Raw genomic sequence first — 26,552 nt, 5'->3', positions numbered from 1 at the left:
ACATTTTATATAGTTAAAAAAGAAATGACTGACTCGAAGAAAAAGAAAGGAATTGAAAAGATCTCACTTGGTGGGATCTTAGAATCAGAATTATGCTTGTATCTTATAAATGGTTAAAAGAGTTGGTGGACATTGATGTGCCATCACAAGAGTTGGCTGAAAAAATGTCAACTACAGGGATTGAGGTCGAAGGTGTGGAATCACCGGCTGCCGGTCTCTCAAAAATTGTCGTCGGTGAGGTCTTGTCTTGCGAAGATGTACCAGAAACTCACCTCCATGTTTGTCAGGTTAACGTTGGCGAAGAAGAAGCCCGTCAGATCGTTTGTGGTGCCCCAAATGTGCGTGCTGGTATCAAGGTCATGGTGGCACTTCCGGGAGCTCGTATTGCTGATAATTACAAGATTAAAAAAGGGAAAATCCGTGGTTTAGAGTCACTTGGAATGATCTGTTCGCTTGGTGAACTAGGTATTTCTGACTCGGTTGTACCGAAGGAATTCGCAGATGGAATCCAAATATTGCCTCAAGATGCCGTTCCAGGTGAGGAAGTCTTCTCTTACCTAGACTTGGATGATGAAATCATCGAACTTTCTATCACGCCAAACCGTGCAGACGCTCTATCTATGCGTGGAGTAGCGCACGAAGTGGCAGCCATCTATGACAAGGCAGTTAGCTTTAAAGAGTATTCTCTTGCTGAAACGGACCAGATTGCAGCAGATGCTCTTTCTGTCAGCATTGACACAGACAAGGCGCCTTATTATGCAGCCCGTATCTTGGACAACGTGACCATCGCACCAAGTCCACAATGGTTGCAAAACCTTCTCATGAATGAAGGTATCCGTCCTATCAACAACGTAGTGGACGTAACCAACTATATCTTGCTCTACTTTGGTCAGCCTATGCATGCCTTTGACTTGGATACCTTTGAAGGGAATGACATCCGTGTGCGTGGAGCGCGTGTCGGTGAAAAATTGGTGACCTTGGACGGTGAAGAACGTGATTTGGACGTGAATGACTTAGTCATCACTGTCGCAGACAAACCAGTAGCTCTTGCAGGTGTTATGGGCGGACAAGCTACAGAAATCTCTGAAAAATCTAGTCGTGTGGTCCTTGAAGCAGCTGTTTTCAATGGCAAATCGATTCGCAAGACTAGCGGCCGCCTCAACCTACGCTCTGAATCATCTTCTCGCTTTGAAAAAGGCATCAATGTGGCAACAGTCAATGAAGCCCTTGATGCGGCAGCTAGCCTGATTGCGGAACTTGCAGGTGCGACTGTGCGTAAAGGAATCGTTTCAGCAGGGCAGTTGGATACTTCTGATGTAGAGGTTTCTTCAACTCTTGCAGACGTTAACCGTGTCCTCGGAACTGAGCTTTCCTATGCTGATGTAGAAGATGTCTTCCGTCGTCTTGGATTTGGTCTTTCTGGCAATGCAGATAGTTTTACAGTCAGCGTCCCACGTCGTCGTTGGGATATCACTATCGAGGCAGACCTCTTTGAAGAAATCGCTCGTATCTATGGTTACGACCGCTTGCCAACTAGCCTTCCAAAAGACGACGGCACAGCTGGTGAATTGACAGCTACACAGAAACTCCGTCGTCAAGTTCGTACGATCGCTGAAGGGGCAGGATTGACAGAAATTATCACCTACGCTCTGACTACTCCTGAGAAAGCAGTAGAGTTCACAGCTCAACCAAGTAAGCTGACTGAACTCATGTGGCCAATGACTGTGGACCGTTCTGTCCTTCGTCAAAATATGATTTCTGGTATCCTTGATACGGTAGCCTATAACGTGGCTCGTAAGAACAAAAATTTGGCTCTTTACGAGATTGGAAAAGTCTTTGAACAAACAGGCAATCCAAAAGAAGAACTTCCAAACGAAATCAACAGTTTTGCCTTTGCCTTAACCGGCTTGGTTGCAGAAAAAGATTTCCAAACGGCAGCAGTTCCAGTTGATTTCTTCTATGCTAAGGGAATCCTTGAAGCCCTCTTTGCTCGTTTGGGACTTGCAGTGACTTATACAGCAACAGCTGAGATTGCTAGCCTTCACCCAGGACGTACAGCCGTGATTTCGCTCGGTGACCAAGTTCTTGGTTTCCTTGGCCAAGTGCATCCAGTCACTGCTAAGGCTTATGATATTCCAGAAACGTATGTAGCGGAGCTCGACCTTTCAGCCATCGAAGCTGTGCTCCAACCTGCTGCTCCATTTGTGGAAATCACGAAATTCCCAGCAGTCAGCCGTGATATTGCCCTTCTTCTCAAGGCAGAAATTAGCCATCAAGAAGTTGTTGATGCCATCCAAGCTGCAGGCGTGAAACGTTTGACAGATATCAAACTCTTTGACGTCTTCTCAGGCGAAAAACTAGGACTTGGTATGAAGTCAATGGGCTATAGCTTGACCTTCCAAAATCCAGAAGACAGTTTGACAGACGAAGAAGTCGCACGCTACATGGAAAAAATCCAAGCATCACTCGAAGAAAAAGTGAGTGCAGAAGTACGTTAACTCATCAATCCATCCTTCGGGGTGGATTTTTAAATTCTTAAAATGCCCGTTCAGGAATAAAAAGCGACAGTTGAGAAAAACATCTTCCCAGACAGTCTTTCATGAGTTATACTAAAGCTAACACTGAAGCACTTAAAATCCTTAGAAACGGTATTTTTAACTATAAAATATCATGTTAAAAATGGACATAAATCGTTGTAAAGGCTGTCAAAAAGGAGTATAATAAGTGCAACATATCTCGGAGGTGGAAAATGTTAGAAGTAAGAAGTCTAGAGAAAAGTTTCGGTCCCAAGCAAGTCTTGTTTGGTGTCGATTTTCAGGCAAGTCCAGGAAGGATTCTGGGCTTGGTCGGGAAGAATGGTGCTGGGAAAACAACGATTTTCCACAGTATGTTGAAATTTTTAGAGTATCAAGGAGAGATCAGTCTGGATGGGCAGGATATTCGTCAGGAAACCTATGCTCGGATTGGTTATCTGCCTGAGGAACGCAGCCTCATGCCCAAGCTGACAGTCCTTGAACAAGTTCGCTACTTGGCGACTCTAAAGGGCATGGATGCCAAGGAGGTCAAGGAGAAACTCCCTCAATGGATGGAAAAACTCGAAGTGAAGGGCAAATTGACCGACAAAATCAAGAGTCTCTCAAAAGGGAATCAGCAGAAAATCCAACTGATTATTACTCTAATCCATGAGCCTGACTTGATTATCCTGGATGAGCCTTTTAGTGGTCTGGATCCAGTCAATACTGAGCTGCTCAAGCAGGTCATCTTAAAAGAAAAAGAGCGTGGTGCGACCATTATCTTCTCAGACCATGTCATGACCAATGTCGAGGAGCTTTGCGATGATATTCTCATGATTCGAGATGGGCGTGTAGTCTTGCATGGACCGGTCCAGGAAGTCCGCAATCAATACGGTAAAACACGTCTCTTTGTTTCAAGTGAACGAAGCAAGGAAGAACTGGAAAAACTTCCTCATGTTAAACAGGTGAGCTTGACCAAGCAAGGCAGTTGGAAATTGATCCTAGATGATGAGAACGCTGGTAGAGAACTCTTCCCGATTCTTACTCAAGGTCAATACATCGCGACCTTTGACCAACAAGCTCCAACAATCGATGAAATCTTTAAACTAGAATCAGGGGTGGAAGTATGAGAAATATGTGGGTAGTTATTAAAGAAACTTATCTGCGACATGTCAAGTCCTGGAGTTTCTTCTTTATGGTGATTTCGCCTTTCCTCTTTTTAGGTTTGTCTGTAGGAATCGGCTATCTCCAAGGGTCGTCTATGGCCAAGAATAGTAAGATAGCAGTAGTGACAACTGTACCATCTGTGGAAGAAGGGCTCAAGGGTACCAATGGTATTAACTTTGACTATCAAGATGAAGCCAGTGCTCAAGCTGCTATCAAGGATGAAAAAATCAAGGGTTACCTAACCATTGATCAAGAGGATAGTGTCATCAAAGCCGTTTACCATGGTGAAACTTCTCTTGAAACAGGCATCAAGCTAGCAGTAACCAATAAACTCAATGAGCTTCAATACCAACTCAATCGCTCGGCGGCCAATTTGTCCCAAGAGCAGGAAAAACGCCTGAGTCAAACCGTTGATTTTACTGAGAAGATTGATGAATCTAAGGAAAACAAAAAAATTGTTCAGACCATTGCGGCCGCAGGGCTTGGTTTCTTCCTTTATATGATTTTGATTACCTATGCTAGTGTCACTGCTCAGGAAGTAGCTAGCGAGAAAGGAACCAAAATCATGGAGGTGGTCTTCTCTAGTATCCGAGCAAGTCATTATTTCTACGCTCGCATGCTGGCTCTACTTCTTGTGATTTTGACTCATATTGGCATTTACGTCGTGGGTGGGCTGGCTGCCATTCTGCTCTTTAAAGATATCCCTATCTTGGCGCAATCTGGAATTTTAAATCATCTAGGAGAGGCTTTCTCGCTCAATACCTTATTGTTTGTCTTGGTTAGTCTCTTTATGTACGTTGTTTTAGCAGCCTTCCTAGGATCTATGGTTTCTCGCCCTGAGGATTCAGGAAAAGCCTTGTCGCCATTGATGATCTTGATTATAGCAGGATTTGTCGGTGTGACCTCTCTAGGTGCTGCTGGGGACAATTTAGTTCTGAAGATTGGTTCTTATATTCCTTTCATCTCGACATTCTTTATGCCATTTAGAGCCATCAATGGTTATGCAAGTGGTCTAGAAGCTTGGATTTCGCTTGCCATAACGGTTGTCTTTGCAGTCACTGCAACTGCCTTTATCGGACGCATGTATGCTAGTCTAGTCCTTCAAACAGATGATTTGGGAATCTGGAAAACCTTTAAACGTGCCTTAGCTTATAAATAGGAGAGCCTCGCAAAAGCGAGGTTTTTCTAGATGTTAAACACTGAAATCGGCAAAAATATTTTTCATATCTATTGACTTTTAGTAGTAAAATTTGGTATGATAGTAGACGGTATTGTTTACCCCATTTGTAAGGCCCCGGAACCTTTCAAATACCCCGCGGACCGGAACATCCGCCCAGTAAACAAAAACGATATTCATATAGGAGAAATCATGAACAAAACTACATTCATGGCTAAACCAGGCCAAGTAGAACGCAAATGGTACGTTGTTGACGCAACTGATGTACCTCTTGGACGCCTTTCAGCAGTTGTTGCTAGCGTACTTCGCGGAAAAAACAAACCAACATTCACACCACACACTGATACAGGTGACTTCGTAATCGTTATCAATGCTGAAAAAGTTAAATTGACTGGTAAAAAAGCAACTGATAAGATCTACTACACTCACTCAAACCACCCAGGTGGATTGAAACAAATCTCTGCTGGTGAACTTCGTTCTAAAAATGCAGTACGTTTGATCGAAAAATCAGTTAAAGGTATGCTTCCACACAATACTCTTGGCCGCGCTCAAGGTATGAAATTGAAAGTATTCGTTGGAGCTGAGCACACTCACGCTGCACAACAACCAGAAGTTCTTGATATTTCAGGACTTATCTAAGGAAAGGAACAATAAAGTATGTCACAAGCACAATATGCAGGTACTGGACGTCGTAAAAACGCTGTTGCACGCGTTCGCCTTGTTCCAGGAACTGGTAAAATCACTGTTAACAAAAAAGATGTTGAAGAGTACATCCCACACGCTGACCTTCGTCTTGTTATCAACCAACCATTCGCAGTTACTTCAACTGTAGGTTCATACGACGTTTTCGTTAACGTTGTAGGTGGTGGATACGCTGGTCAATCAGGAGCTATCCGTCACGGTATCGCTCGTGCCCTTCTTCAAGTAGACCCAGACTTCCGCGATTCATTGAAACGCGCAGGACTTCTTACACGTGACTCACGTAAAGTTGAGCGTAAGAAGCCAGGTCTTAAGAAAGCTCGTAAAGCATCACAATTTAGTAAACGTTAATTCGAAAGAATTACTATACTTACAAAGAGCACCTTTTGGGGTGTTCTTTTTTATGCTTCACATCAAGGAGTGTTTGCTTCTCTCATCTTCTCACGATATCTCTCATATGGTATAATGAGGTAAGGACTGTTCCTCATTTCAGACGAGTTTATGGTGTTCAAGATCCACCTACCTGAATTGTCAAGGAGCTAGTGTCCATTGCTAGGAATGAGCGTTTCCTCGTAGCTCATTTGATTCTAATTGCTTAGAAAGCTTCTGGTGTGGGAGAACATTGTGATTTCAATGCAATGTCTCGTATGCTAGACAGGAAAAATGGAATACAGGATAAGTTAGTAGGTGAGAAGAGTATTTCTGTCAATCTCCGATACACCTGTTAACAGCTATCCACGATAAAAGGAGATTGTAGATTGATTTTATTAGTATTAGGGATTGTGGTTTTGCTCATTCTAATTTTTAAAAGGAAACAGAAAACTGGTAAAAAATCTGAAGGAAATTCCAAGAATAAAAATTGGATATTAATAGGTTGCTTATCCATAGTGATTCCAATGGTAATCTTCACAGTGTTCAGTCCGATTTTTTCTCTAATGGATATGTGGGGGCTGTTTGCCCATGCAAGTCGAACTGAGATTGAGCAAGCTGTGCATCGTTCTTATCAAAATTACGGTCTTACAGGACAGTTTGAGTTAGAAAAATACGAGAAAAACTATACAAGTGTGGGAGGATTTATAATCCATGGTACCTATAGTGAAACTATAGCCGGAAAAACCTATCAGGCTAAGAGTCGTTTCGAATACTATACTCGTTTTTCGGAAAATAAAACATATAGAAAGACAGATGCAGAGGTTGATTACAAAAATTATAAAAAAATTTATAATGTTTTCCCAGAATTAGCCTATTTAGGGATTGAAGTTAGTCCAGGCACCAGCGAATTCTTAAAAACACTGGACAGTTCAATCAAAGATCCTCAACTGCCTGATTTGAAGTATCAAGGTATTCGTTTTGAATTTAATAGCCAATCTGATAATATCCATCTTTATAATGAAATATTAGAGGAAAACCAAAGTAAGGGCCAAGCTCTGCAAGGAATGTATCCCATGGATGCTCAATATCTTTTCCAAAAAGAGATTTTTATACCGACATTTGAATTTCAGTATTTCGTTCCAAAAGAAAAAAGAGATCTCTTATATGATGACTATCTTAAAGAGCTTGAGACGCTCATGAAGGAATTTTTTGCCAACCAACCCTTACCAAGGGGTCTTTATGCTGTAAAGATTGCTAAATATAAAGAAGATAAACTTGTAAATGATAGTGGTGTATACTATGTGAGGATTGAAAATCGTCAAGTTGTAAAGCTGTTACAAAAATTAGAATAGGAGTCGCTAGGGCTAGGCCAGTCTAACAATATTTTTACTAAGAAGAGAAGGGGAGATTTGTCAGCTTATCCAAGATTTTAGCTGAAGTCAACATACAAAAATTTGAGTGTGGATAATGATGGGAGAGGATTTGAAATGATCAGTTTAGAGTTGCTGTCTGAAGCAAATAGTCTAGATGTCTATTCTTTTGAAAAAGAAAATCGAGAGTATTTTGAGCGGAATTTACCTCCCAGACCAGATAACTATTTTGATTTAGAAGGTTTTAAAGAAATTACAAGGGAATTGTTAACGGAACAAAGGAATCGTGATGTCTATATGCATCTTATTAGAGATTCGCAAGGTGTTATGGTCGGAAGAATCAATTTAAGTGTCTTAGATGGTGATCGGAAAACAGCAGAGCTTGGGTATAGGATTGGGGAAAATGTTAGCAATTTAGGCTATGCAAGCGAAGCGGTTAAACTTGTTTTAGACAAAGCGTTTACTACTTATGGTTTTAATAGAATCATTGCAGGAACGGCAACAGGTAATCTAGCCTCTCAGAGAGTGCTTTTAAAAAATGGCTTCACCTTTAGTAGAATGATAGAAAATGATTTACAAATTCATAATGAGTGGGTTCATACAGCAGTATTTGAGATAAGGAGGCTCTAATATCATCATTTCCAGTCTATTGACAAGGTTAATGGAGTCATCAATCTTTACGGACATTCAAGAATGTTTTTTGTTCAGAATCTCTGGGTATGTCTGTTAAAATTTGATTTTCCCAGTGGACAATCGTCCGCTTTTTTTGCTTTTTGGTAAAAATTATGTAGAAAACCCTTTAAAAAATATTTGTTAGAATTTTCTAAAAAATCTGGCGAAAGTCCTTGCTTTTATGAAAAAATAGGGTATAATGGTGAAAACACTATCTTTAAGGAGATTACTTATGAAATCGAAAAAGTGGCTCTTAGGAGCAGGTGCTGTTTTGAGTGCAGCCCTACTGTTAACTGCTTGTGGGCAAAGTGAAAAGAAAGCGGATGCTCCCAAAACATTCTCTTATGTCTACGCTATGGATCCATCTTCTTTGGATTATAGTGTGACGAGCAAGAGCTCAACCTCTGACGTTATAGCAAACGTTGTTGATGGTCTTTTGGAAAATGATAAGTATGGGAACTTAATTCCATCACTTGCAGAAGACTGGTCTGTTTCAAAGGATGGTTTGACTTACACCTACAAACTTCGTAAGGGAGTAAAATGGTATACCTCTGATGGAGAAGAATACGCTGAAGTTAAGGCCAAAGACTTTGTTACTGGGCTTAAACATGCCGCTGACGGAAAATCAGATGGTCTTTCTTTGATTCAGGATTCTATCAAAGGTTTGGCAGAGTATGTTAGTGGTGAGAGCAATGATTTCTCTACAGTAGGAGTTAAAGCTGTTGATGATTACACGGTAGAATACACGCTCAATAAACCAGAAAGTTTCTGGAACTCTAAGGTCACAACTGCAACCATGCTTCCAGTTAATGAAGAATTTTTGAATTCTAAAGGGAGCGACTACGGTGCACCAACCCCATCAGGTATCCTATATAATGGTCCTTATTTCTTGAAATCATTGACTTCAAAATCAGTCATTGAATATGAAAAGAATCCAAACTACTGGGATAAGGACAATGTCAAGATTGACAATATTAAACTAACTTTCTACGATGGATCAGACCAAGAATCTTTGATTCGTAGCTTTACACAAGGTGCTTATACAACAGCCCGTCTCTTCCCAACAAGCTCAAACTTTGAGTCAACTAAACAAGAGTACGGCGATAAGATTGTCTACAGTCCACAAGAAGCGACTAGCTACTACCTCACTGTTAACGTAAACCGCCAATCTTACAATAAAACAGCCAAAACAGACGAAGCTCAAAAAACTTCAACGAAAGAAGCTCTGCTTAACAAGAACTTCCGTCAGGCGCTAAACTTTGCCCTTGACCGTCATTCTTATACTGCTCAATTGAATGGTGAAGAAGGTGCGAACAAGATTATCCGTAACAGCCTAGTGCCACATGACTACGTTCAAGTGGGTGAAAAAACCTTTGGAGAGTTGGCGCAGGCAGAGCTCGTTTCATATGGAGACCAGTGGAAAGATGTATCCCTTACAGATGGCAAGGATACGATTTACAGTCCTGAAAAAGCTAAGGCAGCCTTTGCTAAAGCCAAGGAAGAATTGCAAGCCAAGGGTGTTACCTTCCCAATCCATTTGGATATCCCGGTTGAACAAACAGATGTAATCGCGGTTCAACAAACCAACTCACTCAAGCAGTCTATCGAATCATCACTTGGTACTGAAAATGTCATTGTTGATGTCCTTCAAATGACCGATAATGAGAAAATGAGCATTACGTCTCAAGCCAAGGTTCCATCCCAAAAAGACTATGACTTGAACGGAACTGGTTGGGGACCAGACTATCAAGACCCAGCTACCTACCTCAACATCCTTGATGCTAAGAAGGGTTCTGCCCTTAAACACTTGGGGATCAAGCGCGGAGGAGATCCAGAAGTGATGGCTCAAGTTGGACTGGACGAATACAAGAAACTCTTGGATGACGCTGCAGCTGAAACCAGCGACCTTAATAAGCGTTATGAAAAATATGCTAAAGCTCAAGCTTGGGTGTCAGACAGCTCGCTCTTAATCCCAGTTGCTTCTTCAGGTGGTTCTCCAACGGTTAGCCGTACTGTACCATTTACAAAAGCTTACTCTCAAGTCGGAATCAAGGGAGACCCATTTGTATTCAAAGGATTGGAGTTGCAAAATGACGTTGTGACTGCAAAAGAATACGAAGAAGCCTTCAAGAAATGGCAACAAGAAAAAATCGAGACAAATGCCAAATACCAAAAAGAACTTGAAAAACACGTCAAGTAATCTATAAATAGAAAAGGAAGTTGCAGGAAACTGTGCTCCCTTTTTTGTTTTAGACACCAGTTGTCATAAAGGCAGTAACTTTACATTTTTGAATAAATTTGATAAAATATGGTTATGTTATAAAAACTGACATAAAGGAGTGAATGATGATCAAACTGAAAAAAAGACTAATCGGGACAGGTCTTGTCTTAGCGACAGGGATTTTGCTCTCTGCATGTGGACAGTCCAACACAGATACTAGCACTTATTCATCAACATTTAGTGCGAATCCAACAACTTTTAACTATCTCCTAGATTATTATGCAGATAACACTGCCGTTATTACCAATCTTGTAGATGGTTTATTAGAAAATGACAGCTATGGGAACCTCGTACCTGCTCTTGCGGAGGATTGGTCTGTTTCATCAGATGGTTTGACCTATACTTACAAGCTTAGAAAAGATGCCAAGTGGTATACGGCTGATGGTGAGGAATATGCTTCAGTCAAAGCTCAGGATTTTGTCACTGGGATCAAATATGCCGCTGACAACAAGGGGCAAGCCATGGATCTGATCCAAAATTCAATCAAGGGATTGAATGACTATGTGACGGGTGTGACTAATGATTTTTCAACTGTTGGTGTCAAAGCCTTGGATGATTACACAGTCGAGTACACTTTGACTCGACCAGAACCGTATTGGAATTCAAAGACAACCAATAGTATTCTTTTCCCAGTCAACGAAGAGTTCTTGAAATCAAAGGATAAAGATTTTGGTACCTTGACACCAGACAGTATCCTTTATAATGGTCCCTATCTGTTAAAAGATTTCACATCAAAATCTTCGATCGAATATGTGAAGAATCCACACTATTATGACCATGATAAAGTAACCATTGAAAAAGTTAAGTTAGCTTACTTTGATGGGTCAGATCAGGAGATGACCATTCGAAACTTTGAAAGTGGTGCTTACTCGATTGCAGGAGTCTATCCAAATAGTTCGAACTATGCTAAGACAAAAGAAAAATACCAAGACAATATCGTTTATAGCTTGCAAGACAAGACATCTTGGTACTTTAACTTTAACGTCAACCGCAAAACCTATAATCATACCGCTAAAACAACGGACGAACAAAAGCAATCAGCTCAAACAGCTATCTTAAATAAAAATTTCCGTCAGGCTATCAACTTTGGTATTGATCGAACAGCCTACTCTGCTCAATCTAACGGTGAAGAAGCAGCGAGTAAAACCCTTCGTAATACTCTAGTTCCTCCAACATTTGTCCAGGTGGGAGATAAGACCTTTGGAGAAGTAACAGCTTCTAAGCTTGTGAACTACGGAACTGAGTGGTCAGGTATCAATTTGGCAGACGCTCAAGATGCTTACTTTAACAAGGAAAAGGCCCAAGCAAAATTTGCGGAAGCTAAAAAGGAATTAGAAGCCCAAGGCGTGACTTTCCCAATCCATTTGGATGTCCCTGTTGATCAGACGAATAAAAATGCGGTTTCTGGTATGAACTCGGTTAAACAAACTCTTGAAACAGTACTAGGTTCTGACAATATCGTCATTGATGTTCAACAGCTTTCTACAGATGACTTTGGAAATGTTGCTTTCCTAGCACCAAATCCAGCAGCTCGTGACTACGACCTAAACTTTGATGGTTGGGTTGGTGATTACCAGGATCCATCAACTTATCTAGATCCCTTCAATGCTGAAACTGGCTTCTATCTCAAGATTTTTGGTCTTGATGCCAAGGAAGACCAAGAGCTCATTAAGAGTTTGGGGCTCGATACCTATACACAACTCCTGAAAGAAGCAGATGCTGAGAATAAAGATGTCGCTAAACGTTATGAAAAATACGCTGAAGCTCAAGCTTGGATGATTGACAATTCTCTAGTCATGTCTGCTATGTCAAATGGTGGTACAGCCTCTGTAACCAAAGTAACTCCGTTTACACGTGCCTACTCTCTAGTGGGAATCAAGGGTGACGGAAATAATTATAAGTACATGAGATTACAAAAAGACCCTGTTACCAAGAAACAATTTGACGAAGCCAAGGCTAAGTGGGAAGAAGAAAGTAAAAAAGCTATCGAAAAGAGCCAAAAAGAGTTTGAAAACCACGTAAAATAACATGAGAACAAGGTTTCCTATTCAGGAGCCTTGTTTTTGTATCCATTAAACTAAAAACGAGTAAATGACCTAAATTTTTTTTGGGAAAAAGGTGTAAATAAAAACGCTTAACTATAATGAATGAATGGCATTTATTGTTGGTTTATGATATAATGGTTTTAATTATGAAGGTTTAGGAGATTATTATGAGTAGACGCTCAAAGAGAGCTCGTTTAGGGAATACGAAGCGAAATATTAATATATTCTTATTAGCCATTTATTTTTTATTGAGTGGTTTTTTGTTGTTCTTGATTTTTAAACATAATATCCTGGCCTTTAGATATCTCAATATTCTGGCTACGATTTTAATTCTAATTTCTATTGTAATTGCAACTCTACTGATAGTTTATAAAAAAGCCGAGAAATTCACGGTTTTCTTTTTGACGCTTGCTGTACTAGTCAGTTCTGTCTCACTCTTTGCACTTCATCAGTTTGTAGGGTTGACCAATCACATCAATGCGACATCAAACTATTCAGAGTATTCGATGAGTGTGGTCGTTTTGAAAGATAGTGAAATCAATAATGTGACCCAGTTGGATAGTGTAACAGGTCCGACTGAAACAGATAATGATAATATCCAAAAGTTGGTGGCGGATATTAAGACGACACAGAGTAAAGACTTGACAGTTGAACAGAGTACTTCTTATCTAGCAGCTTATAAGAGTCTGCTTTCTGGCGAAACGAAAGCAATTGTCTTAAATAGTGTTTTTGAAAACATCATCGAAGCAGAGTATCCAGATTATGCTTCGAAAATTAAGAAAATCTATACAAAAAAACTAACCAAGGATGTTGCGGCACCAAAGGTATCTAAAAATCAGACGTTTAACATTTATGTCAGTGGAATTGATACCTACGGACCGATTAGTTCAGTATCTCGTTCTGATGTGAATATTCTAATGACTGTGAATCGAGATACCAAGAAAATTCTTCTGACTACAACGCCTCGAGATTCCTATGTTCCGATTGCGGATGGAGGAAACAATCAAAAGGATAAATTGACCCACGCTGGAATCTATGGAGTGGACTCGTCAATTCATACTTTGGAAAACTTATACGGGGTTGATATCAATTACTATGTTCGTTTGAACTTCACTTCTTTCTTGAAATTGATTGACCTTTTAGGTGGCGTTGATGTCTATAATGATCAGGATTTCACTTCTTTGCATGGTAAGTACCATTTTCCTGTAGGAAATGTTCATCTAGATTCGGAACAGGCCCTTGGCTTTGTCCGCGAACGTTACTCTTTAGCAGATGGAGACCGTGACCGTGGTCGGAACCAGCAAAAGGTCATTGTTGCTATTATTCAGAAGTTGACGTCAACTGAGGCTTTAAAAAACTACGATAACATCATCAAAGGATTACAAGACTCTTTGCAAACCAATATGCCGCTAGAAACCATGATGGATTTGGTCAATACCCAGCTGGATAGTGGTGGTAAGTATAAGGTTAATTCTCAAGACTTGAAAGGAACGGGTAGAACAGATCTTCCATCCTATGCTATGCCAGATAGTAACCTCTACATGATGGAAATTGACGATAGTAGTTTAGCTACTGCTAAAGCTGCTATCAATGATGTGATGGAGGGCAAGTAGCATGATAGATATCCATTCGCACATCGTTTTTGATGTGGATGATGGTCCAAAGTCAATAGAGGAGAGTAAAAAACTACTTAGAGAGGCGTATAGTCAAGGAGTGAGAACAATTGTTTCCACTTCGCATAGACGAAAAGGGATGTTCGAAACTCCTGAAGAAAAAATCGCAACCAACTTTCTGAAGGTGCGAGAAATGGCTAAGGAAGTTGCGGATGACTTAATCATTGCTTATGGGGCAGAAATTTACTATACGCCGGATGTTGTTGAGAAGTTAGAAAAGAAATTAATCCCAACCCTTAACGATAGTCGCTATGCTTTAATTGAATTTAGTATGAATACAGCCTATCGAGATATGCATAAGGGATTGAGTGATATTCTAATGCTAGGCATTACACCCGTCATTGCCCACATTGAACGTTATGATGCTTTAGAAAACAATGAAAAGCGCGTGCGAGAACTGATTGATATGGGATGTTATACTCAGGTTAATAGTTCTCATGTTTTGAAGCCTAAACTCTTCGGAGAAACCTATAAATTCATGAAAAAGAGAGCCCAGTATTTCTTGGAACGAGATCTGGTTCACGTGATAGCAAGTGATATGCACAACTTGGATCACAGACCTCCTCATATGGAGGAAGCCTATGATATCATTGCCAAAAAATACAGTAAAGATAAGGCTAAGGAACTTTTTAAGGATAATCCCCGAAAAATAATAATGGATCAATTGATTTAGGAGAAAAAATGAAAGAACAAAATATGATGGAAATCGACGTATTTCACTTGCTTAAAATCCTTTGGAAACGAAAATTTTTAATTGCTTTGGTGGCATTCGTGACAGGGACAGTAGCATTTGCCTACAGTAGTTTTATTGTGAAGCCGGAGTTTACGAGTACGACCCGAATTTATGTGGTCAATCGTAATCAGGGAGATAAGCCTGGCTTGACTAACCAAGACTTGCAAGCAGGATCTTACTTGGTAAAAGACTATCGTGAAATCATTCTCTCGCAAGACGTTTTAGAGAAGGTTGCGACTGATTTGAAACTAGAACTCCCTCCAAAAGGTCTAGCTAGTAAAATCAAGGTAACAGTTCCAGTGGATACGCGTATTGTATCGATTTCTGTTACAGACCGTGCACCTGAGGAAGCTAGTCGTATCGCCAACTCTTTGAGAGAAGTTGCGGCTCAAAAGATCATCAGTGTCACTCGCGTTTCGGATGTGACAACGCTTGAAGAAGCACGCCCAGCAACATCGCCATCTTCACCAAATATTCGTCGCAATACCCTGGTTGGATTCCTTGCGGGAGCGGTTGTAATGGTTGTCACAGTTCTCCTAGTTGAGCTCTTGGATACACGAGTTAAACGCCCAGAAGATATTGAGGACGTGATGCAAATTGCACTATTGGGAATAGTTCCAAATTTGGATAAATTGAAATAGGAGAGAAAAATGCCAACGTTAGAGATTGCACATAAAAAACTGGAACAGGCAAGAAAAGCAGAAGAGTACTACAATGCGCTTCGCACCAATATTCAACTGAGTGGGAATAATTTAAAAGTAATTGCAATTACATCTGTAAAGCCTGGTGAAGGGAAATCAACAACTTCTACTAATATTGCTTGGGCTTTCGCGCGTGCAGGCTATAAGACACTGTTAATCGATGCGGATATTCGTAATTCTGTCATGTCGGGTGTTTTTAAATCACGTGAAAAGATTACAGGATTAACAGAATATTTATCAGGGACAACAGACTTATCGCAAGGTTTATGCGAAACAAATGTTGAAAATTTATTTGTTATCCAGGCAGGTTCTGTATCCCCAAACCCTACAGCTCTGCTACAAAGTGAAAATTTTGCAACTATGATTGATACTCTGCATAAATATTTTGATTATATCATTGTTGATACCGCACCAATAGGAGTTGTTATTGATGCTGCAATCATCACTCAGAAATGTGATGCTTCTGTTTTGGTGACTGCGGCTGGTGAAACAAATCGTCGCGATGTCCAAAAAGCTAAAGAACAACTTGAACAAACAAGCAAACCATTTCTAGGAGTAGTTCTAAATAAATTTAATACTTCAGTCGAAAAATATGGCTCCTATGGAGCATATGGAAACTATGGGAATTATGGCAAAAAATAATAAATAGCCTAGGGAAGATATTATGGAAGAAAAGGGATTGAAGATTTCTTTGGCAGTATTCCAGAGTTTTCTTGTCATTATTTTAGCTTATTTACTCAGTTTTGTTAAAGAAACAGAGATTGTATACACTTCAATGGTTATCCTATACATTCTCCATTATCTTGTCTTTTATATTAGTGATTATGGACAAGATTTTTTCAAAAGAGGGTACTTGGCTGAGTTTATCAAAATAGCGAAGTATATTATTTTCTTTGCATTGGCAATAAGTATTTCTAATTTTTTCTTGAAGGAACGCTTTAGTATTTCAAGACGAGGAATGATCTACTTTTTAACAATGCATTCCGTGTTACTATATCTATTGAATCTATGTATTAAACGCTATTGGAAACTTCTATTACCAAATTTTAAAGGGAGAAAAAAAGTTTTCTTGATTACGGCTACGTCTAGAGTAGAGAGGGTAATAGACAAACTGTTAGAATCAAGTGATTTTTTATGGGAATTAGAAGCTGTTAGTGTTCTAGATCAGCCTAATTTTCAACATGAGCACTTAAAAGTAGTACCAGTTGAAGATGTTTTAAATTTTGCAACTCATGAAGTTGTTGATGAGGTTTTTATCAATCTGCCTAGTGAGGAGTATAATATTGAAGATTATATCTCTCTTTTTGAAACAATGGGAATAGATGTGACAGTTAACCTAAATGCTTTTAACGACTATTTGGGTAGTGATAAAAAAATTCGTGAAATGGCAGGTTTGAATGTTGTAACCTTTTCAACAAAATTTTACAAGCCTAGTCATGTAGTTGCCAAACGAATTGTAGATATTTGCGGAGCTATTGTTGGACTTGTTCTTTTTGCTGTAGTTAGTTTAGTATTGGTACCATTGATTCGAAGAGATGGTGGACCGGCCATTTTTTCTCAAACGCGTATTGGGAAAAATGGCCGTCGCTTCACTTTCTATAAGTTTCGTTCTATGCGTGTAGATGCTGAGGAGATTAAACAACAGCTGATGAATCAGAATACGATGCAAGGGGGGATGTTCAAAATGGACAATGACCCACGTGTCACACCAATTGGACGGTTCATTCGTAAGACAAGTTTGGATGAGTTGCCACAGTTTTGGAATGTACTAATTGGGGATATGAGTTTAGTAGGGACTCGCCCTCCAACTATTGATGAGTATGAAAAGTATACTCCAGAACAGAAACGTCGTCTCAGTTTTAAGCCCGGGATCACTGGTTTATGGCAGGTTAGTGGACGAAGTGAAATCAAAAATTTCGATGAAGTTGTCAAATTAGATGTAGCTTACATTGATGACTGGACAATCTGGAAAGATATTGAAATATTGTTAAAGACCGTTAAAGTGGTCTTTATGAGGGAAGGGGCAAAGTAATTTTTGCCCTTCAGTCCTGTTAGGAGAGAAATGAAACAGTCAGTTTATATTATTGGTTCAAAGGGGATTCCTGCTAAGTACGGAGGATTTGAAACCTTTGTTGAAAAATTAACCGAATATCAAAAAGACAGCAACATACAATACTATGTTGCTTGTATGCGTGAAAATTCAGCCAAGTCTGGAATCACGGAAGATCAGTTTGAGCATAATGGAGCCATTTGTTTCAACATTGATGTACCCAATATCGGCCCGGCCCGCGCCATCGCTTACGATATCGCATCGGTCAACAAGGCTATTGAATTGGCTAAGAAAAACAAGGACGAGGCTCCCATTTTTTACATTCTAGCTTGTCGCATCGGGCCCTTTATTTCTGGCCTTAAGAAAAAGATTCGTGCGATCGGTGGCCGGTTGCTGGTAAATCCAGATGGTCATGAATGGCTACGAGCAAAATGGAGCCTGCCAGTTCGTAAGTACTGGAAATTCTCAGAGCAGCTCATGGTCAAACATGCAGATTTACTGGTCTGTGACAGTAAAAATATTGAAAAATATATCCAAGAGGATTATAAGCAGTACCAACCAAAGACCACCTATATTGCCTATGGAACGGATACTACTCCTTCAATCCTGAGAGCAGAAGATGACAAAGTTCGGGATTGGTATCAGGAAAAAGGAGTCAGCGAAAATGGCTATTATCTAGTAGTGGGACGATTTGTTCCTGAAAATAACTACGAAGCCATGATTCGTGAATTTATCAAGTCCAAGTCCAAAAAGGACTTTGTTCTCATCACAAATGTGGAGCAGAATAAATTTTACGATCAGTTGTTACAGGATACTGGTTTTGACAAAGATCCTAGAGTCAAATTTGTCGGTACGGTCTATGACCAAGAATTGCTCAAGTATATTCGTGAAAATGCTTTTGCCTATTTCCATGGGCATGAGGTTGGAGGGACCAACCCTTCTCTACTGGAAGCCCTAGCATCTACAAAACTGAATTTGTTGCTAGATGTTGGCTTTAACCGTGAGGTTGGTGAAGACGGGGCTATTTATTGGGAAAAAGACGAGTTGGCACACGTCATTGAGGAAGTAGAGGGATTTGATCAGGTAGTGATAGCTGACTTGGATTTCAAGTCAAGCCAAAGAATCCTCTCAGCTTTCACATGGGAAAAGATTGTGTCAGATTATGAAGAAGTGTTTAAAGGGTAAAGAATGAAACGGATTTTATACTTGCATGCTGGTGCAGAAATGTATGGAGCAGATAAGGTTTTACTGGAATTGATCAAAGGATTAGATCACCAAGAATTTGAAGCTCACGTCATCCTACCAAATGATGGTGTTTTAGTCGAGACCTTGCGCCAAGTTGGGGCTCAGGTCAGCGTGCTGGATTATCCGATTTTACGAAGGAAGTATTTTAATCCCAAAGGCATTGTCGACTATATTCGCTCTTATAATTTCTATGCTAAGCAAATCGCCCTCTACGCTCAAGAACACAGTATTGATATGATTCACAATAATACAGCGGCTGTTTTGGAGGGCATCTATTTGAAACGCAAGCTCAAGCTACCTTTGATTTGGCATGTTCATGAGATTATCGTCAAACCCAAAGCTATTTCTGACTTTATCAATATGCTTATGGGACGATATGCAGACAAGATTGTGACGGTGTCTCAAGCGGTTGCCAATCATATCAAGCAGTCTCCATTTATCAAAGATAGCCAAGTGAAAGTGATTTATAACGGTGTGGATAATACTGTCTATTACCCAATGGATGCGTCATCTATTCGTGAAAAATTTGATATTGCTCAAGATGCACTTGTGATTGGCATGATTGGTCGGGTTAATGCTATCAAAGGACAAAATGATTTCATAGAAGCAGTCGAGCCACTTTTGGAAAAGAATGAGCAAGCGGTGGCTTTCCTAGCTGGAGGTGTTTTTCATGGTGAAGAATGGCGTCTAGAAGAATTAGATAAGAGAATAGCTTCTTCATCTGTTGTGTCACAAATTCATCGTATTGATTACTATGATAAGACTTCTGAACTATACAATATGTTTGATATTTTTGTCCTACCAAGTATAAAACCCGATTCCTTACCTACAGTAGTCCTAGAAGCCATGGCTTGTTCAAAACCAGTTGTTGGTTATAACAATGGGGGAATAGCTGAAATGGTAGTAGATGACAAAAGTGGTTGCTTAGTCAAACCAAATCGTCCTCAAGAACTTTCTAATGCCATTTCTCTCTTACTAGATAGTTCTGAAAAAAGAGAAAAATTTGGGCGAGTAGGATATCAGAGACAAAAAGAGCTGTTTTCTTTGGAGAGTTACATCAAGAACTTCTCGGAATTTTATGATAATTTACAATAAGGGGTATAATGGAAAATTTAATCATTTTAGACAGTGAGCTGCAAAAAAAGAATGAAGAGCATTATCAATCTCTTCATGGCGGGAGCCGAGTAGTTTATACCAACTATGAAAGTCCACTTATAAGAAGAGTACGTAATTTCAAATACATCGGTAGTGCTTTGTATCATTTTTTAATGTGGAAAATGTCCTATGATTATGCTCGGAAATTCATAAAATATGATGTCAAGAAAATTATTTGTGTAAATCCTCTTGTAGGTATCTTTTTAGGAATTTTAAATAAAAGTGGCAAGGAAATTACATTAGCAGGATTTTTGTTTGAGAATAAGAAAAATAAAATCTATTATTATTTACGAAAGCAACTTGTGAAAAAGTCTTTCCAGAATATCAGTAATATCATAGTCTATGGTTCAAAAGAAATTCATTATTATTCGGAACTCTTTCCAGAATTTCAGGAGAAATTTAAATTTATTCATTACGGCTTAGATTATGATAATCAACTAACTTATCAAGGTTCTTTACCAACTAAGTATATCTTTTCAGGTGGAGGTAGTAACCGAGATTATGAGACTTTAGTCAAGGCAGTGGAGACTTCAAACCTTTCAATGCCGTGTGTGATTGCAACTCAGCCATGGAGAGTTCCTACGCATGGTTCAAACATTCAAGTTTTATCTGATGTAGTAGTAGAAACCTTTGGAGATGTATTAGCTAAGTCTGATTTCCTTGTCCTATCGTTAAAAGATATTGATTTATCCGCTGGTCATATGGTTATGCTTCAAGCAATGTCTTTAGGAGTTCCTATCATTGTGAATGATATTCCCTCTGTTCGAGATTATGTTGATGAATCTCTGGTGACTTTTTATCCTTCAGGGGATTTTGAGGCACTAGCACAGCTAATGGAACATTTCAATCCTATGGTTGATGATATTATTCAAAAAGTTGATAAAGCAAAGGCACTATACTTTGAACAATATACCTCTATAAAATTGATGGATAGACTATTGGATTTTTAAATAGGAGAGACAGAATGGTAGAAAAGATTGATTTTGTTGTCGCATGGGTTGATGGGAATGATTTGGTTTGGAGAGAAAAGAAAGCCCAATACGATGGCTCAATAAACACTTTTAAAGAGGGTATGAACTCAGAGAAATCCTATCGTGAATGGGGAACTTTTAAGTACTGGTTTAGGGGTGTGGAAAAATTTGCTCCTTGGGTCAATAAGATCTACCTTGTGACTGACCAGCAAAAGCCAAGCTGGTTAGATATAAACAGTGAAAAATTGGTCTTGGTAGATCATACAGAGATTATCTGTAATGACTATCTACCAGTTTTTTCTGCCAATCCTATTGAAAGCAATATCCATCGAATCCCTGGACTCTCTGAGCACTTTGTCTTTTTTAATGATGATATGTATTTGACGGCTCCAGTTGAGCCGATAGACTTTTTCTCGGAGGATGGTTTGCCAAAGTATGTTACAGCTTTAGCTCCTATTACAACGGAGAGATATGGAACTGGTCATTTCCAAATGAATGATATGGGAATTATCACTAGTCATTTTTCGAAGAAAGAAATTTTAAATAATGGTCACTTTTTTTCCTTTAAGCATGGGATTAAACAATTAATCAAGACTTTACTTTATGGGACTACTAAGTTTATCTGTGGTTTCTGGGAGAGTCACCTGCCCTATCCCCTACTAAAATCAACAATGGACTTGGTATGGGAAAAGGAAAAAGCAGTTTTGGAGACAACCTCAGCGAGTCGCTTCAGAAGTCCCTCTGATACCAATGTTTGGCTCTTTAAATATTGGCAGATCGCTAGTGGTCAATACGCTATCGGAAATCCTAAGTTAGGGGGACTCTTTTCTTTGGATAATGCCGGACCAGATTTTTGGAAGCTACTGAATTCTGGTAAATACCAAATTATGTGTATCAATGACGGACACAACGTTCAAGATGAGGAACAGGTGATGACAGACTTCGTCAAGGCTATGGACCAACTGCTTCCAGATAAAAGCTCATTTGAGATTTAAACTGAAAAAATAAGTAAGAGAAAGAAAAAATAGATGATTTCGGTAATTGTGCCTGTTTACAATGTGGAGGACTACCTTCATTATGCCATGGAGAGTTTAGAACATCAGACTTATAAGGATATGGAAGTCCTCTTGATCGATGATGGATCGAGTGATGGCTCAGGTCTCTTGTGCGACCAGTATGCCCAGCAGTATGATTGGGTGACGAGTTATCACAAGGCCAACGGTGGCTTATCTGATGCTCGAAACTATGGAGTCTTGAAGGCAAAGGGGGACTGGATTACCTTCCTAGATCCGGACGATTATTTGGAACCTTGCGCCTTGGAACTGCTAGCAGAGCTACAAAGTCGTACCCAAGCAGATATGGTGAGTGGTAAAGTGGAGCCAACAGCCCACTATCATCGTTATCAAAATTTTCACTTGAATCAGCTTGATCTAGACCAGGTTAAAGTCTATGATAAGGCGAAGGCTCTGACGGAAATGCTCTACGGAGACCTTGTGACGGTCTCTGCTTGCGGGAAACTCTATCGGAAAGAACTTCTGGAGAAAGCTCCCTTCCCCAAGGGGCGCATCTACGAAGACCTCTATGTAATCAGTGAGCATCTCAACCAAGCCCAATCAGTTGCCTTGTACCATCTTCCGATTTACCATTATTACCATAGACCCGGTAGCATTACTGCATCGGCTTTCACGCCTAAACAATACGAGTTTTATGAAGCAATTGATCATTTAAAAGAGGTTGTGAATGCAACCTATCCTGAGAGTTCAGAACTCCAAGAAGCCATTATTTCTCGCTTCTTTACAGGAAGTCTTCTTATCTTTACAATGATTCGTGATGGAAATCCAGCAGACTTCAAGCGACTTCAGGAGAAGACGAGACCCTATTTGCCTCTTGTCTTGAAGAATGCTAGAGTTAGTAAGAAACGCAAGACTCTCTATGTCTTGATTAGCAGGTATCCACGCCTCTATTATTACTTTAAAAAGTGGAAAAAAATAAACGACTGAATGAAAAAAGTTCAGAAATTAGAAAAGGAAAATGAAGATGTTAAAGATAGAACGTGATAAATTGCTCGTGACAGCAGTTTTATTTGTGATAATTTCTATAGATATGATAAACACTTCAATGTTAGCACCTGTATTACCTAGTATACCTAATTTTGTTCCTTTCTTTGCAATCATGTTACTAGCTGTGCGTTTTTTATATATTCGTAACTATTCTTTGAGTTTTTTAATATTTGCACCTACCCTCATTTTAGTTGGAAGTATGGTTTATTATAAGGCAGGAAACTTAAATGGTTTAATGTTTTTGCTGTTGATTGTTTTTCTTTATAAAGCAGATTTAGAGTCTATACTTAAAATTTATACTTGGACGAGTTTATCTTTTATACTTCTTATTATTTTACTATCGTTAGTCAATGTTATTCCTAATTTACAGTTTGTTCAAACTCGCCCCGTGGGAGTGGTTGTACGTAACTCTTTTGGTTTTATCTATCCAACCGACTTTGCCTCTCATTGTTTCTATCTCTTCACTGCCCTTTCCTATCTCCTTAGAAAGAAGTTTATCTTCCTAAGAACCCTATCAGGTGTAGCCTTGGCGGCCTTTATTATTGTTTATTGCGATGCCCGTTTAAATGCAGGCTCCATCTTAGCAGCAACAGGAATTTTTCTATACTTTTATTATCGTAACAAGACTGAATGGCGTTTATTTTCCCTACTGCCTTTTTCGGCTGGTATCGCTTCTTCGGTCATGATTTATCTATCCAACAAGTTTAGTTGGTCTCATCCAATATATGTTTCTCTGAATAACTTTTTCGGAATGCGATTGTATTTGGGACATGAAGCGCTTAAGAAATATGGCGTACAGTTATTTGGAATTCGTGGAATTTCCTTTGTTGGATATGGAGGAAAGACAGAAACGGTTTTGAACTATGACTATGTAGATTCGTCTTATGTACAAATGTTATTTACTTACGGTTTGATTCCAGTTGTTATGTTGGTATGCCTATACATGGTTCAGTCTTGGACTCTCTATCGTAGGAAGAACTATTTATTGTTAACCTGCCTGGCCTTAGTAACAGTCAATTGTATGTTTGAGGCCTTCTGGGTTCGTCCATCATACAATATTTTTATGTTCCTTCTTTTTGCTACCATCCCAGCGATGGAATTTGAAGGAGAAAAATCTGAGATGGGGGAAGCCGTGTGAGAATTTTAAAAAATTACTTGTACAATCTGTCCTATCAGTTACTTGTCATCGTCCTACCAGTGATTACAACTCCCTATATTACTCGAGTTTTTTCTTCGGATGATTTGGGGTCTTACGGATACTATAACTCTATCGTGACTTATTTTATCCTACTAGCGACGCTGGGAGTAGCCAATTATGGGACCAAGGAAATTTCCGGCCATCGTAAGGAAGTTGAAAAGACCTTCTGGGGTATTTACAGTTTACAAGTCCTTTCAACCTGTTTAGCGGTTATACTTTATATAATTGTTTGTTTGCTTGTACCGTCAATGAACAATCCAATTGCCTATATACTTGGCTTTAGTTTGCTGTCTCGTGGTTTTGATATTTCTTGGCTTTTTCAAGGGTTAGAAGATTTCAAAAAAATCACAGCTCGTAACACAATGGTCAAACTTCTAGGTGTTGTATCGATATTCCTATTTGTTAAGAAACCATCTGACTTGTACTTGTATATCATCCTCTTGGTTGCCTATGATCTACTAGGTCAGTTGAGTATGTGGCTTCCTGCTCGGGAACACATTCGCAAGCCACATCTGGATATAGCCTATGCCAAAGAGCATATCAAACCAGTCATTCTCTTGTTTCTGCCACAGATTGCCATTTCACTCTACATCACGCTAGATCGCACGATGCTAGGTGCCTTGTCTTCGACTAAGGATGTTGGGATCTATGATCAAGCCTTGAAATTATTGAATATTTTGTTAACCTTGGTAACGTCGCTTGGTAGTGTTATGTTGCCTCGGGTCTCCAATCTTCTCTCATTAGGCAATCAAAAGGCGGTTAACAAGTTACATGAAATGTCTTTCTTAGTGTATAATTTAGTCATCTTCCCGATGATTGCGGGGATTTTGATTGTTAACAAAGATTTTGTCAATTTTTTCTTAGGACAAGACTTCCAAGATGCTCGCTATGCGATTGCCATCATGGTCTTTAGAATGTTCTTTATTGGCTGGACTAATATCATGGGAATTCAAATCTTGATTCCTCACAATAAGAATCGTGAATTTATGCTGTCAACAACTATTCCAGCTATTTTCAGTGTAGGCTTGAATCTCCTCTTGATCCCACCTCTGGGCTATATTGGAGCTTCAATTGTATCTGTTGCGACTGAAGGTTTGGTCTGGCTGATCCAACTCTACTTTACACGTTCGTATCTAAAAGAGGTCAAGATTCTACCATCCATGCTAAAAATACTTCTAGCAGCACTACTAATGTACGGCGCCCTGTATTCTGCACAAGCTTTCATGCACTTCTCATCTGTTGTGAATGTCTTGATTTATGCTGCCCTTGGCTTCCTAGTCTACGGTGGCTTGGTTTTGGTCTTACGTGTCTTGGATTTTCAAGAACTAAAAAGTGTTTTAAAGAAATAAGGAGATTTTATGTACGATTATCTTATCGTTGGTGCTGGCTTGTCAGGAGCAATCTTTGCCCACGAAGCTAACAAACGTGGCAAGAAGGTGAAGGTGATTGATAAACGTGACCACATCGGTGGAAATATTTATTGCCAATCTGTTGAAGGAATCAATGTCCACAAGTATGGGGCTCATATCTTCCATACATCCAATAAAAAGGTCTGGGACTATGTCAATCAGTTTGCAGAGTTTAACAATTACATCAATTCCCCTATCGCCAACTATCAAGGGCATCTTTATAATCTTCCTTTCAATATGAACACTTTCTACGCCTTGTGGGGAATAAAGACACCCCAAGAAGTCAAGGACAAGATTGCTGAGCAGACGACTCACATGCAAGATATTGAACCAAAAAACCTAGAGGAACAAGCCATTAAGTTGATTGGTACGGATGTCTATGAAAAGCTGATCAAGGGCTACACGGAAAAGCAATGGGGGCGTTCTGCTACTGAGCTGCCACCCTTTATCATCAAGCGCTTGCCAGTTCGGTTGACCTATGATAACAATTATTTCAACGACCGTTACCAAGGTATTCCAATCGGTGGCTATAACGTCATCATTGAAAAGTTGTTGGAAGGAATCGAAGTAGAGCTCAATACAGATTTCTTTGCAGATCGGGAGAACTTGGAGGCTTCAGCAATTAAGATTGTCTTCACAGGGATGATCGATCAGTTCTTTGACTATAAATTTGGTGAGCTAGAGTATCGCAGTCTCCGTTTTGAACATGAGGTTCTAGAGCAAGAAAACTATCAAGGAAATGCTGTAGTCAACTATACTGAACGTGATATACCTTATACGCGTATCATCGAGCACAAACATTTTGAGTTTGGGACTCAGGCCAAGACCGTTATTACTCGTGAATATCCAGCGGATTGGAAGAGAGGAGATGAACCCTACTATCCAATCAATGATGCTAAAAACAATGCAATTTATGAGCAGTATCTAGCAGAAGCTGAGAAAAATGGCCACGTTATCTTCTGTGGTCGCTTGGCAGATTATAAATACTATGATATGCATGTGACTGTTGAACGCGCATTGGATGTGGTAGAAGTAGAACTAGGGAGTATCTAAAAACATCA

General features: G+C 39.6%; 22 protein-coding genes. All 22 read left to right on the top strand.

Annotated features, from left to right (window positions below; all coding sequences use genetic code 11):
- Positions 1 to 92 precede the first annotated feature (92 nt).
- Positions 93 to 2,498: a phenylalanine--tRNA ligase subunit beta gene (gene pheT / locus E7Y33_RS01910; protein ID WP_139689499.1), complete on the top strand. Its 2,406-nt coding sequence runs from the start codon at positions 93 to 95 to the stop codon at positions 2,496 to 2,498.
- Positions 2,499 to 2,749: 251 nt separating this feature from the next.
- A complete protein-coding gene (locus tag E7Y33_RS01905) occupies positions 2,750 to 3,643 on the top strand; it encodes an ABC transporter ATP-binding protein (RefSeq protein WP_139689498.1) in 894 nt (297 codons plus the stop codon).
- Entirely contained in the window at positions 3,640 to 4,839 is a 1,200-nt protein-coding gene (locus E7Y33_RS01900) for an ABC transporter permease (protein ID WP_139689497.1), read from the top strand. Before E7Y33_RS01905 ends, E7Y33_RS01900 begins: the two co-directional genes overlap by 4 nt.
- 210 nt (positions 4,840 to 5,049) lie before the next feature.
- The gene (rplM, locus tag E7Y33_RS01895) at positions 5,050 to 5,496 is read left to right on the top strand and encodes a 50S ribosomal protein L13 (protein WP_001044624.1); all 447 of its coding nucleotides are present in this window, start codon (positions 5,050 to 5,052) and stop codon (positions 5,494 to 5,496) included.
- An 18-nt stretch (positions 5,497 to 5,514) separates the two neighbouring features.
- Positions 5,515 to 5,907, top strand: a complete 393-nt coding sequence (gene rpsI / locus E7Y33_RS01890; protein ID WP_000075973.1) for a 30S ribosomal protein S9 — start codon at positions 5,515 to 5,517, stop codon at positions 5,905 to 5,907.
- A gap of 407 nt (positions 5,908 to 6,314) precedes the next feature.
- Positions 6,315 to 7,280, top strand: coding sequence for a hypothetical protein (locus E7Y33_RS01885; RefSeq protein ID WP_139689496.1), 966 nt, complete (start codon positions 6,315 to 6,317; stop codon positions 7,278 to 7,280).
- A gap of 135 nt (positions 7,281 to 7,415) precedes the next feature.
- Positions 7,416 to 7,928: a GNAT family N-acetyltransferase gene (locus E7Y33_RS01880; protein WP_139689495.1), complete on the top strand. Its 513-nt coding sequence runs from the start codon at positions 7,416 to 7,418 to the stop codon at positions 7,926 to 7,928.
- 274 nt (positions 7,929 to 8,202) lie between these two features.
- Positions 8,203 to 10,170, top strand: coding sequence for a peptide ABC transporter substrate-binding protein (locus E7Y33_RS01875; RefSeq protein WP_139689494.1), 1,968 nt, complete (start codon positions 8,203 to 8,205; stop codon positions 10,168 to 10,170).
- Positions 10,171 to 10,316: 146 nt separating this feature from the next.
- The gene (locus E7Y33_RS01870; RefSeq protein WP_139689493.1) at positions 10,317 to 12,278 is read left to right on the top strand and encodes a peptide ABC transporter substrate-binding protein; all 1,962 of its coding nucleotides are present in this window, start codon (positions 10,317 to 10,319) and stop codon (positions 12,276 to 12,278) included.
- 185 nt (positions 12,279 to 12,463) lie between these two features.
- Entirely contained in the window at positions 12,464 to 13,909 is a 1,446-nt protein-coding gene (cpsA, locus tag E7Y33_RS01865) for an LCP family glycopolymer transferase CpsA (RefSeq protein WP_139689492.1), read from the top strand.
- A 1-nt stretch (position 13,910) separates the two neighbouring features.
- A complete protein-coding gene (gene cps4B, locus E7Y33_RS01860) occupies positions 13,911 to 14,642 on the top strand; it encodes a capsular polysaccharide biosynthesis protein Cps4B (RefSeq protein WP_084937260.1) in 732 nt (243 codons plus the stop codon).
- An 8-nt stretch (positions 14,643 to 14,650) separates the two neighbouring features.
- Entirely contained in the window at positions 14,651 to 15,343 is a 693-nt protein-coding gene (gene cpsC, locus E7Y33_RS01855) for a capsular polysaccharide biosynthesis protein CpsC (protein WP_007520660.1), read from the top strand.
- A gap of 9 nt (positions 15,344 to 15,352) precedes the next feature.
- Positions 15,353 to 16,045, top strand: a complete 693-nt coding sequence (locus E7Y33_RS01850; RefSeq protein ID WP_007520659.1) for a tyrosine-protein kinase — start codon at positions 15,353 to 15,355, stop codon at positions 16,043 to 16,045.
- Between the two features lie 22 nt (positions 16,046 to 16,067).
- Positions 16,068 to 17,435, top strand: a complete 1,368-nt coding sequence (locus E7Y33_RS01845; RefSeq protein ID WP_139689491.1) for a sugar transferase — start codon at positions 16,068 to 16,070, stop codon at positions 17,433 to 17,435.
- 30 nt (positions 17,436 to 17,465) lie between these two features.
- The gene (cps2T, locus tag E7Y33_RS01840) at positions 17,466 to 18,638 is read left to right on the top strand and encodes a beta 1-4 rhamnosyltransferase Cps2T (protein ID WP_139689490.1); all 1,173 of its coding nucleotides are present in this window, start codon (positions 17,466 to 17,468) and stop codon (positions 18,636 to 18,638) included.
- 3 nt (positions 18,639 to 18,641) lie between these two features.
- A complete protein-coding gene (locus tag E7Y33_RS01835; protein WP_139689489.1) occupies positions 18,642 to 19,793 on the top strand; it encodes a glycosyltransferase family 4 protein in 1,152 nt (383 codons plus the stop codon).
- Between the two features lie 8 nt (positions 19,794 to 19,801).
- The gene (locus tag E7Y33_RS01830; RefSeq protein ID WP_139689488.1) at positions 19,802 to 20,803 is read left to right on the top strand and encodes a glycosyltransferase; all 1,002 of its coding nucleotides are present in this window, start codon (positions 19,802 to 19,804) and stop codon (positions 20,801 to 20,803) included.
- A gap of 14 nt (positions 20,804 to 20,817) precedes the next feature.
- The gene (gene wefC, locus E7Y33_RS01825; RefSeq protein ID WP_048779057.1) at positions 20,818 to 21,819 is read left to right on the top strand and encodes a receptor polysaccharide phosphotransferase WefC; all 1,002 of its coding nucleotides are present in this window, start codon (positions 20,818 to 20,820) and stop codon (positions 21,817 to 21,819) included.
- Positions 21,820 to 21,852: 33 nt separating this feature from the next.
- On the top strand, positions 21,853 to 22,824 hold the full coding sequence (locus E7Y33_RS01820; RefSeq protein WP_139689487.1) for a glycosyltransferase family 2 protein: 972 nt from the start codon (positions 21,853 to 21,855) through the stop codon (positions 22,822 to 22,824).
- 37 nt (positions 22,825 to 22,861) lie between these two features.
- The gene (locus tag E7Y33_RS01815; protein WP_139689486.1) at positions 22,862 to 24,022 is read left to right on the top strand and encodes a polysaccharide polymerase; all 1,161 of its coding nucleotides are present in this window, start codon (positions 22,862 to 22,864) and stop codon (positions 24,020 to 24,022) included.
- The gene (locus E7Y33_RS01810) at positions 24,019 to 25,431 is read left to right on the top strand and encodes a flippase (protein WP_139689485.1); all 1,413 of its coding nucleotides are present in this window, start codon (positions 24,019 to 24,021) and stop codon (positions 25,429 to 25,431) included. The genes E7Y33_RS01815 and E7Y33_RS01810 overlap by 4 nt, the downstream gene beginning before the upstream one ends.
- Before the next feature lie 9 nt (positions 25,432 to 25,440).
- Positions 25,441 to 26,544: a UDP-galactopyranose mutase gene (glf, locus tag E7Y33_RS01805; RefSeq protein ID WP_076984316.1), complete on the top strand. Its 1,104-nt coding sequence runs from the start codon at positions 25,441 to 25,443 to the stop codon at positions 26,542 to 26,544.
- Positions 26,545 to 26,552: the final 8 nt, after the last annotated feature.

Origin of the sequence: Streptococcus oralis (assembly GCF_006175905.1) — a bacterium.
GTDB classification, from domain to species: Bacteria; Bacillota; Bacilli; order Lactobacillales; family Streptococcaceae; genus Streptococcus; species Streptococcus oralis_BG.
Note: the sequence above shows the minus strand (reverse complement) of the source record. Positions and strands in the feature narration are given on the sequence as shown.